This is a genomic window from Enterococcus florum (genome assembly GCF_004309355.1).
GTDB lineage: Bacteria > Bacillota > Bacilli > Lactobacillales > Enterococcaceae > Enterococcus_A > Enterococcus_A florum.
This window is the reverse complement of record NZ_BJCC01000012.1, coordinates 25,315-37,049: the sequence shown is the minus strand read 5'-3', so window position 1 is coordinate 37,049 and position 11,735 is coordinate 25,315. Positions and strand designations below refer to the sequence as shown.

The window sequence follows — 11,735 nt, the reverse complement described above, 5'->3', positions numbered from 1 at the left end:
AAATGCAAACTATATATAAATGCCGGCGGTTTGTATTTTAGGAAGATTAAATAATTATCTATTATTAGGAGGAAACCATCATGACACCAGCCGAAAGATTATCTAATGCCCTTGCGCCAATTATTGCTCAAGAAGCTATGCCACTTGTTACCAGAACCGACTCACTAGAATTAAGTAGAGAGTTATCAGTCAAGATGAACAAAGCCGTTGCACGTGAGCTACTCGTTATGGACGCTATGAACCGCACGGCAGATATTGACGCCTACCGTGCAACTCTCCAAGCTAGCCACCCAGAAGCTGAAATTCACCTCAAGTATTTAACAGACGTCTTCGTTTACTTAACTGCTAGAGACTTTGAGTAACTAAAATAAAAGGAGGATAAAATCATGTTAGATAGTGTCTTAAGCATTGTTGCTGTTGCCTCAATTCTTACGTTAGTAGGTATTCTTGTTACGTCGTTAGTCAACTTTATTGCTGGCTTATTCAAGAAAGAAAAGGTTCAAGACGCCCAAAAGAGACAACCCCAATACACTGAACAAGAAGTTCATATGGCACGCTATATCGAACAACAAGCCCATATGCAAAAGCGTCACTTACTGTTTAGACAACTTATGCGAGACGCCACTAAATTCTATGACCGTAACTCATAATCCTCAAACACACCGCACTAATTAACCCCTAAAACCATCACAACAATATGGCGCTAGCTCAATCCATGAGTTAGCGCCACCTCATAGAAGGAGTGATTAACCATGACCCCACCAAGAACCATTCCAGACAAGTTATATAAAGACGCTGAATTATTAAGATACAAGCTTGCCATTGAAGACAAAATAAAAGCCAGTCCACTTTCTGAACTCACTAAGCAATTTTATTCTCAATGGGCTAAGTCTTTGCCTAAGAATAGAACAGAAAAAGAAGCAGACGAACCGCCATAAGAAAAAGCGTTGTAATTACTACACTATCGAGAAAATATGCAATATTGCTTTTGTTGCTACACTAAAAAATCAAGCAAAAAACTGTCTTCTCGTTTGGTTTTTAAATTGTTGAAAAGATTGTGCTTTTGTTTAATTTAAGCTTAAATTAGCAACGGTCATTAAGAAAAAAGAAAGGAGCTTAAATGCAAAATGACAAAAAAAGACGACAAAGACAAGGACGTGACCCCGCCCATGAAAAAGTTAGTCAACAATGTAATTCTGTTTGTACTGGCGTGCTGGTTGCTCAGAATCGGCATTGCTATGCTAGCCGAAATCTGGCTACCGCTTTTGTTCCTAGCTATATTCGTCGTGTGTTTGACGATTGGCTGGCGAATCAAAAAAGCCAAGAAAGATTGGTGGTGAGAACATGACAAAACGTAGTTTTCATGAACTGACCTTTAAACAAGTTTACTGGCAACGTGAGATTGACTTTCTAAAGGTTACGGAACTAATCGGGGCTATTGCTACCCAAGAACCACGCAAGCCAATTATCTGGGAAATTAGAAGCCCTAAAGACAGCAACCATGTCCGCTATTTTCTTGGCGCTGAGAAGAGTGAGTTTTACCGATTAGAAAAGTTGTTTCGGGGCTATGGGAGCGTGGATTTTTCAGTACCTTTAAAAGCCAATACCGACAAGCGAACACCCGTTAAGCTATGTAAAAAGCTAACTGTCAACCAACCGATGTTGTCGCTTAAAATATCCGACAATACCGCCTTATGTCGAGCTGTTCTGTCCACGCTGGCACAAGTAGATAAAGAAGATGAGCTGGTGTTACAAATTGTTTTGGGTAGCACGCTGGCGCCTCGTTCTGTTAGCCGACAAATTCCTGAACCTAACGCCTCATGGTGGTCGATATTATCGGGCAATGTACCAGTAGCGACTAATGAAATCAGAAACTCAGTCAAAGCTAAAACTGAAAGCTTTCAGCTCAATACGGTTATTCGTTTAGGTGTGAACGCTAAAGACCAAACCAAGCAACAGAGCTACATTTTAAGCCTGTTTTCAGCCCTCAAAACACTGGAAGCTATCGGCGTGAAACTTTACTTGCAAAATGAAGAAACTGACCGCCTGAACCATGCAAAAGCCCCGTGGCGGTATTCTCAAAAGTTAAGCGTCAAAGAAATGGCAAATTTGTTTATGTTGCCGACTGGTGACGGCTCATTTTTAGGCGTACGTGATGTGACCCAAAAAGTATTATTGCCACCCCGAAACATGACTAACCCCACTAAGAACGTGCGAGCCTTTGGCGAAACCTTAAACGATGATCCCACCCAGCGCAAACTATTACATTTAAGCGCTCAAGACGCCCTCAAGGGCATGATGATCGCTGGAGTTGTCGGCTCAGGTAAATCGGCACTAATTGAACGGTTGTGCGTCGAGGACGCTAAAAACGGTCAAGGATTAATCCTGATTGACCCTAAATATAGTCTGGCGTCTTCACTGGTTGAAAAACTACCAGAACACCGTTTAAATGATGTAGTGGTAATGGATTTAGGTAATCCCAATCAAAAGTATATTGGTATTAACCCACTTCAAAGCTTACAAGGTAACCGTAATCCTGAACTGGTGGCTGAAAGCATTCTAGCGTCATTTAAATCTTTATTCGCTGATACATGGGGAGTCTATACAGAAGATATTTTACAGTCTGCAATCCTCACACTTGCCAAAAACAAAAACACCACGCTATTACATTTACCAATTCTGCTAAACAATGCCAGTTTTAGAAAGAAAATGACCGCTAATTTAGACGATAAGTTAGGGCTGGAGACTTACTGGAGTTACTTCAATAGTCTTTCAGACGGCGAACGTAACAAACAATTAGCCCCCGTTATGAACAAACTAAGAGTCTTACTCATGCGACCCGCATTAAAAGGACTGTTAGGACAGCCAAACCCTAAGTTTTCGCTAGAAGATGTCTTCACTAAGAACCGTATATTAATAATTCCTCTAAACTCTGGGGTTGTCGGGCAGACAGTGGCAGAGCTAGCGGGTAGTTTACTGATTAACCAGATATTCGATATTGCTATGAAGCGAGCCGAAATCCCAGAACACAAGAGAAAGCCTGTCGTGATGTATATAGACGAGGTGCACAATTTCCTAAACCGTATTGGTTCCGATTTAGAAAGTATGCTCAGCTTAACCAGAGGGCTCGGGCTTGGTACAGTGCTGGCATTTCAGAACCTAAAACAGCTTTCGCCGTCACTCAAAGAAACCATCTTTTCAAATTGTCGGTCAAAAGTAATTTTCGGAACCCCAAACAAAAAAGACGCTGCCGAGTATAGCGACCTGACAGCGTCAATATGTGAAGCAAAACATGTGATGTCATTGCCTCAGTATCAAGTGTATACCACCTTGAGCAGAAAAGAAATTGCTAATGTTTGGATTAGCGGAAAAACTTTCGCCCCACTCCCGAGCAAACGCCAGCCAGCCGATGTCTTTATTCAAAGTACCGAAAAATACGGCGTTGAACTTTCTGAAATTGAAAAGTCATATATTGACCTAATTGAAAAAAATGATACTGAGTTAGATTTCAAAGATAACATTGAACCCGATTTAACTATCGGCAGAGCCAAAAGAAAACCAGGCAAAAAAGACCAATAATTTTTGTCTTTTCGGTTGTCTCATCGTGCATACGAACACGGTTTTCTTTAAGGTGTAACAATTAACCAAAATTAATTTAAGGGACGTGACTCACCCCGCACTTCTACTAATTTTTAAATGCGCGGGGCGACCTCCCACGGAGGAGTGAACCAATCATGACAAAAGAACAAAACGAACGCATAAGTCGGCAATACCTGATTGACCTATCGGCACGACTGGACTCGCGAAATTTTGAGATTTTACGGACGATTTACAAATTAAAATTCATGACCGCCAGCCAATTACAACGAATTTTCTTCACTAAAAATAGCAACGATTCTCATAACTTACGGACGTGTAACCGCCGTTTAAAAAAGCTACAAAGCTACGGGATTATTGATTGTTTAGAAAGACGTATTGGAGGGGCGAGAGCTGGAAGCCGTGCGACAATCTGGACTATTTCCAGTGCTGGCTACCAGTTACTAAAGTTAGATGATTTAGAACTAAAAGCCAGCCGTCGGCGCTTAATGGAACCAAGCATTTTATTCCTAGAACACACGCTGTCAATTTCAGAAGCTTATACAAAACTAATTGAACTTGACCAACAAAAGAAAATTGAATTGTTAGAAGTCCAGCACGAACCCCGTTGCTGGCGGACGTATTCAGAAAAAGGCGTAGCTACTTATCTAAAACCCGATTTATATGTGAGTCTGGCACTAGATGAATATGTTGACCACTATTTTCTGGAATTAGATAGAGCCACCGAACCACCGTCAAAGTGCATTGTAAAAGCCAAACAGTATATTGCTTACGCTAATAGTGGCGTAGAACAACGGCAAAATGAAGCCCACGTTTTCCCGTTCGTGGTGTGGATCGTGCCACATGAAAAGCGCCGTGAACAATTAACCCGATATATCCGCTATGAGCTACCCAAAGCCGAAATGCTGTTTCGAGTGATTACAATGGAAGAATTTGAAACGTTAATTGCTGGAAATGAACAAGAAAGCGAGGATGATTAAAAACGAAAACATCACTAAAAAACCCAACCAAGCCCACAAAGAATACGGCTCATTTGAGTTAAAAATTGGCAATAAATCATACCAAGTCAATAGCTACGTCAAGAAAGAAGGCTATCAAAAACTAGCCAATTCCTTACTAGCTTTAGTGATACAAGAAGCTAAAAAGCAAGAACAAAATAACGAGTAAATAGGTAAAGAAACCTTGCCAAATCAACATTTATACAGTGATTAATGGTATAATAGTAGATGACCGCAAGGTTTCTAGTTTACCTCCAGAAAGGGGTAAATAACAATGAAACAAGAAACTTTGCAAAGCACTTTGACAACTGAATATCATAATCTTTTGAACCCACAAAAGGCGAAAAATGCCACTCAAGATATAACTGTTCTTTACTGTCGTTTGTCTCGTGATGATGATATGGAGGGCGAAAGTAATTCAATCATCAATCAAAAAGCAATGCTAGAAAAGTTTGCACGAGAGAATCATCTGTTTAATACTCAGTTTTTCGTAGATGACGGCTACAGTGGAACTAACTTTAATCGTCCCGCTTTCAAAGAAGCTTTAGCTCTGGCGCAAGCTGGCAAGGTAAAAAACTTTGTCGTAAAAGATATGTCACGTTTTGGACGTTCTCATATTGAGGTCGGCTTATATACGGATATTCTATTTCCTAAATTAGATATTCGTTTTATTGCGATTGGCAATAACGTTGACTCAGATAATATGGATACTACCGAAATGGATATTTTACCGTTCCTTAATATCCTGAACGAAATGCAAGCCAAGGACACCAGTCGTAAAATTAAATCTGTTTTTAAAGATAAGGGATTGTCTGGCGAAAAACTTTGTCATAACGCACCATTTGGCTACAAAAAAGACCCAAACGACAAAAACCATTGGTTAATTGATGATGACGCGGCAGAAATTGTGAAGAAGATTTTTGACTATTGTAAATCTGGTATGGGAGTCACTCAAATTGCTAACAGACTACACGCCGAGAAAGTTAACACTCCAACGGAACATTATCTTTCTAATGGAGTGAAGTCTACTGCAAAACTACCACCTAACCCCTATCAATGGGAAGGCGCCACAGTCGCTGAAATCCTAAAAAAAATGGAATACTTAGGGCACACGGTGAATTTTAAGACCTTTAAAAAAACATATAAAGACAAGCGGAAGTTCAATAATAGTCCCGATAAATATGTGATTTTTGAGAATACTCATGAGCCAATTATTGACCAAGAGACTTTTGATATTGTCCAAAATCTAAGGAAACAACGGCAAAGACGGACTAGAACTGGTAAAAAAGGCTTATTCGCTGGATTAGTCTTTTGTGCAGATTGTGGGAATCGCCACTATTTTTGCACTGGCAATAGCGTTTCACCCAGACAGGAAAGATATTTGTGTTCTGGCTACCAGAGCCGAAAGATTGACTGTAATAATGCTCACTATATCCGACAAGTAACTTTAGAACAAATTGTATTAGCTGATATTAATCAAAAGATTGAACTAGTGTCTAATATGGAAACACGGTTTAAAAACTTTCTGGAAAAGCGAAACGAAGAAGAAAGCACCAAAGAAGCCAAACAGCAAGAACGAAAATTAATCAAAGCTGAGAAGCGGATTATTGAACTTGATAATATTATCAAACGACTATATGAAGATAACCTCACTGGTAAGCTTTCCGATGAGCGGTTTATGAAGTTCTCAAAAGATTATGAATCAGAACAACAAGAATTAGAAAGTTTTGTAGCTAATGCCAGCCAACTAATTAAGCAACAACAAGAGCAAAGGCAAAATGTACAGAAGTTTATTAAAGTGATTAAGCAGTTTAGTACTTTAGAAAAACTTACGCCTACTATTGTAAATACTTTGATTGAACGGATTGAAATTCATAAATCGGATAGACACCGACGAAACACCCAAGTAGTAGATATTTACTATAACTTTGTAGGCGCATTAGATGTTACAGAACTACAAGCATAAAAACCAGACAAGAATTGTCTTGTCTGGTACAGTTTTACACATTTAGTGTTTTACTGGTAACCCTCATAAGAGCCTATTTTACCCTATTTTTAATATAAGTGGACAGAAAAAGATGTTATAAATAGCGCGAATTTCACAGAAAAAGGATGTATACTCATTGATCAGTACACATCCTTTCTCTATTTTTGGGCATTCTAACTGTTTTATCACGCACTGTAATCAAATAAGAACTAGGGCTTCCGTGATAAAAGCTCCTGATCTATTGATGCTGCCATCACTTCTCAACATGGAATAATAAAGACGGTCAACATACACTCCATCCATACAAAAATAATCTCTAAGAGTTCCTTCGTATACAAAATGATTTTTTCAATGACACGTTGCGAAGGAAGATTATTTTCTTTGTGGCAGACTTGAACCTTATGCAATCCATTATCAGAAAAACCGACCTCCAAAATACGTTGAATCGCTTCGGTCATGTACCCTCGATTTTGGAAGGCTTGGCCAATGCATTATTCGATTTCACCCCAATGATTCTTCTCGTTGATCATGAAGTAGGCAATTTGTCCAATGCAGTTCTCCGGCTCACTTTTTAAACAGATTGCCCATCGATACTATTGCTCGCTTTGATAGTGCTCAATTACTTTTTTCAAAAAATCGTTCGCTTCTTCTGTTTTATAGGCAGGTTCCGAATACAACTTTTGGATTTCTTCATCGCCAGCCCAGTTGGTTCGAATCGACAAATTGTCCTTCAAGATGAATCGCCTAAAAAGAAGTCGTTTGCTTCCTACCTCATTTGTTCCGATAGGACATAATTCCACTCTAACTTCTTCCTTCCAGTCCTTAAGACTAACGAATACTCTTTATAACGCACGATTGATAAAATGATTGAATGGTTTTATCCTTTGAAAAACGTCAATCGCTTCTTCAATAACATTTGGTGATTCCAACAAGTCGCTGTCTGATAACTCGTAGGACAAATGCCAGCTTTTATGCTTCAGATACTCAGCGATAGTGCTGTCCTTGAACTCTTCAAATCCTCGGGGCATGCGTTTTAGCTTGGTGCCCAATACCTCAAAATCTTGTTTGAAATCCGGTTCTTCAAGAATGGTCATAAATTCCTGCGGTCGTCGACTGATCTGTTTACGGATCGCTTCTGTCACCTCTGGAATACTGTCCGCATAAAGCCCACCTCCAAGAAACGACCGATTTCCTGGCATGATAAACAGATAATAGCCGACGGGAATGAAGGCTTTCCCGTGTGGGGCAATATTGGCTCTAAAAGCCGGCATATAAGGAGTCTTATCCTTCGCAAAACGAAGATCGCGATTGAAACGATAAGTCAATGTTTTCGGATCGTGGACAGCAATGGTCTCATCCATGTCAGCTAAAGCGATGTTCAGCTCATTGACCAGCTTTTCAAACTGTTGAGTGGCTGCCATGCGTTCTGGTTTATGAGCGTGAAACCACTCTCGTTGGTTGTTTTGCTGCAGGTTTCTCAAATAGGTAAAAAGTTCGTTCATGCTCTGCTCCTTTTCTTTGGCATTTTTCAGTTCTATAGCGGCACCGAGTTGAAAAAAATTCTCTACGATTTCAAAAAAGCTCGGAACTCGTCTCGAATACCGTGAAGGTGGTCGTTTGTAAAGGTTTGGGAAATTTTGTAACCGACGTAATAAGGCGATACCATAAATCTTGGTGTGAGCTTGGCGATCAGTTTTTCTCCTCGTTCAAAGAAAAACAGATTAAAACTCTCGCTTCGTCCTTTATAGTAGTGATTCAAAATAAATTGCACGGCCTTCTGGATCATATCTGCAAAAGCATCTTGTTCATGAACACCGTGAGCAGGAGTGATCAAATTGATCTCTAAAAAACCCATGATCGGCTGCGTAGAAAAATTAACCGTCAGACCGTTATCTGAAAGAACTTCGACTCCCTCAAAATTTTCATCCGTAAGACTTTCTTCCCCATCTAAATCCTCAAGTCCAACTACCTGCATATGCGCATGCTTGAGACTGCCCCCTGACAGAGGACCATGATTCTTATAAAGCAGCACTGAGCGAAAACGCGGATCCTGTTTGATCTCCTGCCAGCATTCAAATGCGAATTTTAGCAGACTGCGGTTGTATTCGCGGCTATAAGTAGACATGTCTGCATCATGGTCATTGGTTTCAATAATGATAGTCTGCAAAGTTTGTTCCAACGTTTGATATTTATTCAACACCCAGGAAAATTCCCCTGATCGTTTTAAGACATTCTCTTCTTCTGCATAGTCGCAAAATGGACACCCCAACTTTTCGGCCGTCATATGCTGCGGCTTGCCCTGTGCTGCGGCATGAGAGAATATCAGTGGCCGCTGTTGTTCTTCTTTTCCTTTCAAACTGCGATTTCTCCTTTGTGCTTTTTTCCATCATATACTTGATCTGACAAAGGAACAAGTATAAATCTTTCCAAAAAAAATTAGGAGAACAAGCTTCTCCTAACTCGACGTCTATTTAAGTTGGTTACGCATGAATTCTGCTTCAGAAGCGTACAATGGCAAGTCCAGTGCTTGATGGATTCTGACTAACCAGGGCTGTTCCAATCCAGCATCCTCTAAGATTTTTTGTTTCAAAAAGACAAACTCTTTTTTTCCATCTAACACGATACTGCCTTCTTTTAAAACATAAAAATAATCGCACGCTTCATACATTAAATCCATGTCATGACTAGACAAAATGATTTTTGTGCCCTGTTGCAGCAGCTGATGGATAATCGCCACCATTTGTCGTTTTCCTCGAGGGTCCAGACCTGCAGTCGGTTCATCCAACAGCAGCCATTTGGTTTTCAGGACTAACACACTCGCAATAGCGACACGTTTCTTCTGTCCATAGCTTAAATATTGAAGCGGACGCTTGCGCAAGTGCTGAATACCGAGCAGTTCAAAAGCCTCTTCCATTCGTTCGTCGATCACCGCTTGCGAAAGTCCCAAATTTTTTAAGGCAAAAGCGACATCTTCTTCAACGATCGAGTAAAACAATTGCTGATCCGGTTCTTGAAATACAATTCCGACTTCTTGTCGGTAAGTAAATAGATCAGCCTTTTTGTAGCTAAGGGGCTTTCCCTGGTACACGATCTTTCCTTTAGAAGGTTTCAAAAGTCCCACTAACGCTGAAAAGAGTGTCGACTTCCCCGACCCGTTGGCCCCGATGATCCCGATTGACGATTGATGTTCAAAGGTCATCATCAAATCATGCAGTACTTCATTTTGCTGGTCATAGCTGACACACAAATTCTCTATTTTGAACATAAGTCAACCTTCCTCCGCGGGTCAAAGGGGAAAATCACCGCTAAAAAATTTCATTTCCAATGAGACATTCATTCGGTGAACTCGCGTAAAGGTCTGTTGGAACAATACCCGCAGCAGCAACCCTAACGAATGATAACTGTTCTTTAATCCTCGATAGCCAAAACGCATTTCCTGCGATTTTTTCAGTACCGACACTTCGTCCAAAAAGATAAAAATGAAGCGGTACATCAACATCGTGATCTCGATCAATACCCTCGGAAGACAACATCGTTTCATGAGGTACAGGATTTGTTGAAAGGGCACCGTTAGAACGAAAAGATAGGTGCTGGTCAAACAGCTCAAGGATCGAAAGAATAAATGTATAGCTGTCTCTAACAAGGTCTGCGAAATTCCTAGAAAGCTTTTGAAAAAAGGAATCGCAGCCAGAAACACTGCTGGATCTGAATCGACCGATAGAATGATCGACAGTACACTGATCAAAAGAAAGGGGAGTGGAATCAACAACCATTTGAGGTAACGACGAAAAGTGACTCTTGCAACATAGATCGTGGTTGCTGACAAAATCAACACTAAGCCGATTTGAACTTTTGGATTGGTAAAAAAGCAAAGCAGCAATAGGCATAAATAAGCAACACCTTTTCGTTCTGGCGAGAGATCCAGCAGTCGATTCCCGTAAGCAATCTGATCAATCGGCAGCATGTTTCTTCTTTCCTTTGTAATATCCTAAAATGTAAGTAATAATCCCCACACCTAGACTTCCTTGCAGGGTGAATAATAAGCTTTCGATCTCTCCGCTTTTTGGTTCTAACAGTGATTCAAACCACGGGGTATAGTCTGGATTCAGCTCTGTGATCATTTCTTCTGCCTGCCCGTCTGATCCACCATACTCACCGTTTTGATTAATCAGCAGCGCTCCCACCATCAACAGCACGACTGCCAACAGCAAAATGATATTCAACCCTGTTTTTGATTGTGTTTTACTTTCTGCCTTCATGCAAGAGACCTCCTTCTTTGGCTGGATAATTCGCAGCGATCAAATTATAAGCAACGACAGTCAACAACCCCTCTGCAATAGCAATCGGCAATTGAGTCAAAAGAAAGACCCCCATAAATTTGGCGATTGCCCCAATCATCCCGCCAGACGGATCCGGAAAAACAATCCCCAACTGAATAGATGTCATTAGATAAGTCGCCAGATCTGCCAAAAAGGCACAAGTGAAAAGACTAATCGTCACGGAAACACCCGTTTTTCTCATCACCTGATAGACCGCATATCCAACAAAAGGACCTACAACAGCCATCGAAAAGGCATTAGCCCCCAATGTAGTGATCCCGCCATGCGCCAGCAGCAATGCTTGAAACAACAAGCAGATCGTTCCTAAAACACTGATCACGCTTGGTCCAAACAATGCAGTACCTAACCCAACTCCTGTTGGATGAGAAGTTGATCCAGTAACCGATGGAATCTTTAACGCTGACAAAATAAAAATAAATGCCCCGCTAAAAGCCAACAAAATTTTATTTTGCGGATTTTCCGCTGTCATTTTTTTGATCTTCATCAGCCCGAAAATGAAAAACGGTGCAAACATCGCATACCAGAATAAACACCAGCCAAAAGGCAGAAAGCCCTCCATAATATGCATTGCGTAGGCTTGTTGCGGCATCAAGAATATCATAATAGCAGCTAAAAGAATCAGTTTCCCATACTTATTTCGCTTCATCGCTCATTCTTCCCTTCTTGTAAAACCTTTTTACTTGAATCGCCCTCCAACACTTGATCAAACCACTTTCCTTACGACAAACGACGGTATCAAAAAAGATGCCGAACGTATTCGAAAATCCGTTCAGCATCGATCAATATGGCAAAGTAATCCTTTGATGGAATGTA

The 11,735-nt window shown here is 40.6% G+C and carries 16 protein-coding genes; 8 read left to right on the top strand and 8 right to left on the bottom strand.

Annotation, left to right across the window (positions count from 1 at the left end):
- The first annotated feature begins 80 nt into the window (after positions 1 to 80).
- The 8 genes from NRIC_RS07355 (at position 81) to NRIC_RS07320 (ending at position 6,561) form a co-directional block, all read left to right on the top strand.
- On the top strand, positions 81 to 362 hold the full coding sequence (locus tag NRIC_RS07355) for a hypothetical protein (RefSeq protein ID WP_146622052.1): 282 nt from the start codon (positions 81 to 83) through the stop codon (positions 360 to 362).
- A gap of 24 nt (positions 363 to 386) precedes the next feature.
- Positions 387 to 650, top strand: coding sequence for a hypothetical protein (locus NRIC_RS07350; protein WP_146622051.1), 264 nt, complete (start codon positions 387 to 389; stop codon positions 648 to 650).
- A gap of 102 nt (positions 651 to 752) precedes the next feature.
- Entirely contained in the window at positions 753 to 938 is a 186-nt protein-coding gene (locus NRIC_RS07345; protein ID WP_146622050.1) for a hypothetical protein, read from the top strand.
- 189 nt (positions 939 to 1,127) lie between these two features.
- Positions 1,128 to 1,340: a hypothetical protein gene (locus NRIC_RS07340; RefSeq protein WP_175580021.1), complete on the top strand. Its 213-nt coding sequence runs from the start codon at positions 1,128 to 1,130 to the stop codon at positions 1,338 to 1,340.
- Positions 1,341 to 1,344: 4 nt separating this feature from the next.
- The gene (locus tag NRIC_RS07335; RefSeq protein ID WP_146622048.1) at positions 1,345 to 3,579 is read left to right on the top strand and encodes a type IV secretory system conjugative DNA transfer family protein; all 2,235 of its coding nucleotides are present in this window, start codon (positions 1,345 to 1,347) and stop codon (positions 3,577 to 3,579) included.
- A gap of 155 nt (positions 3,580 to 3,734) precedes the next feature.
- Positions 3,735 to 4,577 carry a replication-relaxation family protein gene (locus NRIC_RS07330; RefSeq protein ID WP_146622047.1) on the top strand — a complete coding sequence of 281 codons (843 nt, stop codon included), beginning with the start codon at positions 3,735 to 3,737 and terminating at the stop codon, positions 4,575 to 4,577.
- The gene (locus NRIC_RS07325; protein ID WP_146622046.1) at positions 4,570 to 4,764 is read left to right on the top strand and encodes a hypothetical protein; all 195 of its coding nucleotides are present in this window, start codon (positions 4,570 to 4,572) and stop codon (positions 4,762 to 4,764) included. The genes NRIC_RS07330 and NRIC_RS07325 overlap by 8 nt, the downstream gene beginning before the upstream one ends.
- A gap of 105 nt (positions 4,765 to 4,869) precedes the next feature.
- Positions 4,870 to 6,561, top strand: a complete 1,692-nt coding sequence (locus NRIC_RS07320; protein ID WP_146622045.1) for a recombinase family protein — start codon at positions 4,870 to 4,872, stop codon at positions 6,559 to 6,561.
- A 281-nt stretch (positions 6,562 to 6,842) separates the two neighbouring features.
- On the opposite strand, the gene NRIC_RS19525 is transcribed toward NRIC_RS07320, so the two are convergent.
- The 8 genes from NRIC_RS19525 to NRIC_RS07285 form a co-directional block, all read right to left on the bottom strand.
- On the bottom strand, positions 6,843 to 7,070 hold the full coding sequence (locus NRIC_RS19525; RefSeq protein WP_227873765.1) for a GNAT family N-acetyltransferase: 228 nt from the start codon (positions 7,068 to 7,070) through the stop codon (positions 6,843 to 6,845).
- Between the two features lie 105 nt (positions 7,071 to 7,175).
- Positions 7,176 to 7,382: a hypothetical protein gene (locus NRIC_RS19520; RefSeq protein ID WP_227873758.1), complete on the bottom strand. Its 207-nt coding sequence runs from the start codon at positions 7,380 to 7,382 to the stop codon at positions 7,176 to 7,178.
- Positions 7,383 to 7,424: 42 nt separating this feature from the next.
- Entirely contained in the window at positions 7,425 to 8,084 is a 660-nt protein-coding gene (locus NRIC_RS07310) for a DUF2461 domain-containing protein (protein WP_146622044.1), read from the bottom strand.
- 62 nt (positions 8,085 to 8,146) lie between these two features.
- Complete coding sequence (locus NRIC_RS07305) at positions 8,147 to 8,938, bottom strand: DUF4931 domain-containing protein (protein ID WP_146622043.1); 792 nt, start codon at positions 8,936 to 8,938, stop codon at positions 8,147 to 8,149.
- A gap of 111 nt (positions 8,939 to 9,049) precedes the next feature.
- Positions 9,050 to 9,847, bottom strand: coding sequence for an energy-coupling factor ABC transporter ATP-binding protein (locus NRIC_RS07300; RefSeq protein WP_146622042.1), 798 nt, complete (start codon positions 9,845 to 9,847; stop codon positions 9,050 to 9,052).
- A 21-nt stretch (positions 9,848 to 9,868) separates the two neighbouring features.
- Positions 9,869 to 10,546: a cobalt ECF transporter T component CbiQ gene (gene cbiQ / locus NRIC_RS07295; protein ID WP_146622041.1), complete on the bottom strand. Its 678-nt coding sequence runs from the start codon at positions 10,544 to 10,546 to the stop codon at positions 9,869 to 9,871.
- The gene (locus tag NRIC_RS07290; RefSeq protein ID WP_146622040.1) at positions 10,533 to 10,841 is read right to left on the bottom strand and encodes an energy-coupling factor ABC transporter substrate-binding protein; all 309 of its coding nucleotides are present in this window, start codon (positions 10,839 to 10,841) and stop codon (positions 10,533 to 10,535) included. Before NRIC_RS07290 ends, cbiQ begins: the two co-directional genes overlap by 14 nt.
- Complete coding sequence (locus tag NRIC_RS07285) at positions 10,825 to 11,568, bottom strand: energy-coupling factor ABC transporter permease (RefSeq protein WP_146622039.1); 744 nt, start codon at positions 11,566 to 11,568, stop codon at positions 10,825 to 10,827. Before NRIC_RS07285 ends, NRIC_RS07290 begins: the two co-directional genes overlap by 17 nt.
- Positions 11,569 to 11,735: the final 167 nt, after the last annotated feature.

What these genes read in the sequence shown, in the direction of transcription:
- NRIC_RS07355 (WP_146622052.1), top strand. Translation starts at nt 81, where the DNA reads ATGACACCAGCCGAAAGATTATCTAATGCCCTTGCGCCAATTATTGCT.
- NRIC_RS07350 (WP_146622051.1), top strand. Translation starts at nt 387, where the DNA reads ATGTTAGATAGTGTCTTAAGCATTGTTGCTGTTGCCTCAATTCTTACG.
- NRIC_RS07345 (WP_146622050.1), top strand. Translation starts at nt 753, where the DNA reads ATGACCCCACCAAGAACCATTCCAGACAAGTTATATAAAGACGCTGAA.
- NRIC_RS07340 (WP_175580021.1), top strand. Translation starts at nt 1,128, where the DNA reads ATGACAAAAAAAGACGACAAAGACAAGGACGTGACCCCGCCCATGAAA.
- NRIC_RS07335 (WP_146622048.1), top strand. Translation starts at nt 1,345, where the DNA reads ATGACAAAACGTAGTTTTCATGAACTGACCTTTAAACAAGTTTACTGG.
- NRIC_RS07330 (WP_146622047.1), top strand. Translation starts at nt 3,735, where the DNA reads ATGACAAAAGAACAAAACGAACGCATAAGTCGGCAATACCTGATTGAC.
- NRIC_RS07325 (WP_146622046.1), top strand. Translation starts at nt 4,570, where the DNA reads ATGATTAAAAACGAAAACATCACTAAAAAACCCAACCAAGCCCACAAA.
- NRIC_RS07320 (WP_146622045.1), top strand. Translation starts at nt 4,870, where the DNA reads ATGAAACAAGAAACTTTGCAAAGCACTTTGACAACTGAATATCATAAT.
- NRIC_RS07310 (WP_146622044.1), bottom strand. Translation starts at nt 8,084, where the DNA reads ATGAACGAACTTTTTACCTATTTGAGAAACCTGCAGCAAAACAACCAA.
- NRIC_RS07300 (WP_146622042.1), bottom strand. Translation starts at nt 9,847, where the DNA reads ATGTTCAAAATAGAGAATTTGTGTGTCAGCTATGACCAGCAAAATGAA.
- cbiQ (WP_146622041.1), bottom strand. Translation starts at nt 10,546, where the DNA reads ATGCTGCCGATTGATCAGATTGCTTACGGGAATCGACTGCTGGATCTC.
- NRIC_RS07290 (WP_146622040.1), bottom strand. Translation starts at nt 10,841, where the DNA reads ATGAAGGCAGAAAGTAAAACACAATCAAAAACAGGGTTGAATATCATT.
- NRIC_RS07285 (WP_146622039.1), bottom strand. Translation starts at nt 11,568, where the DNA reads ATGAAGCGAAATAAGTATGGGAAACTGATTCTTTTAGCTGCTATTATG.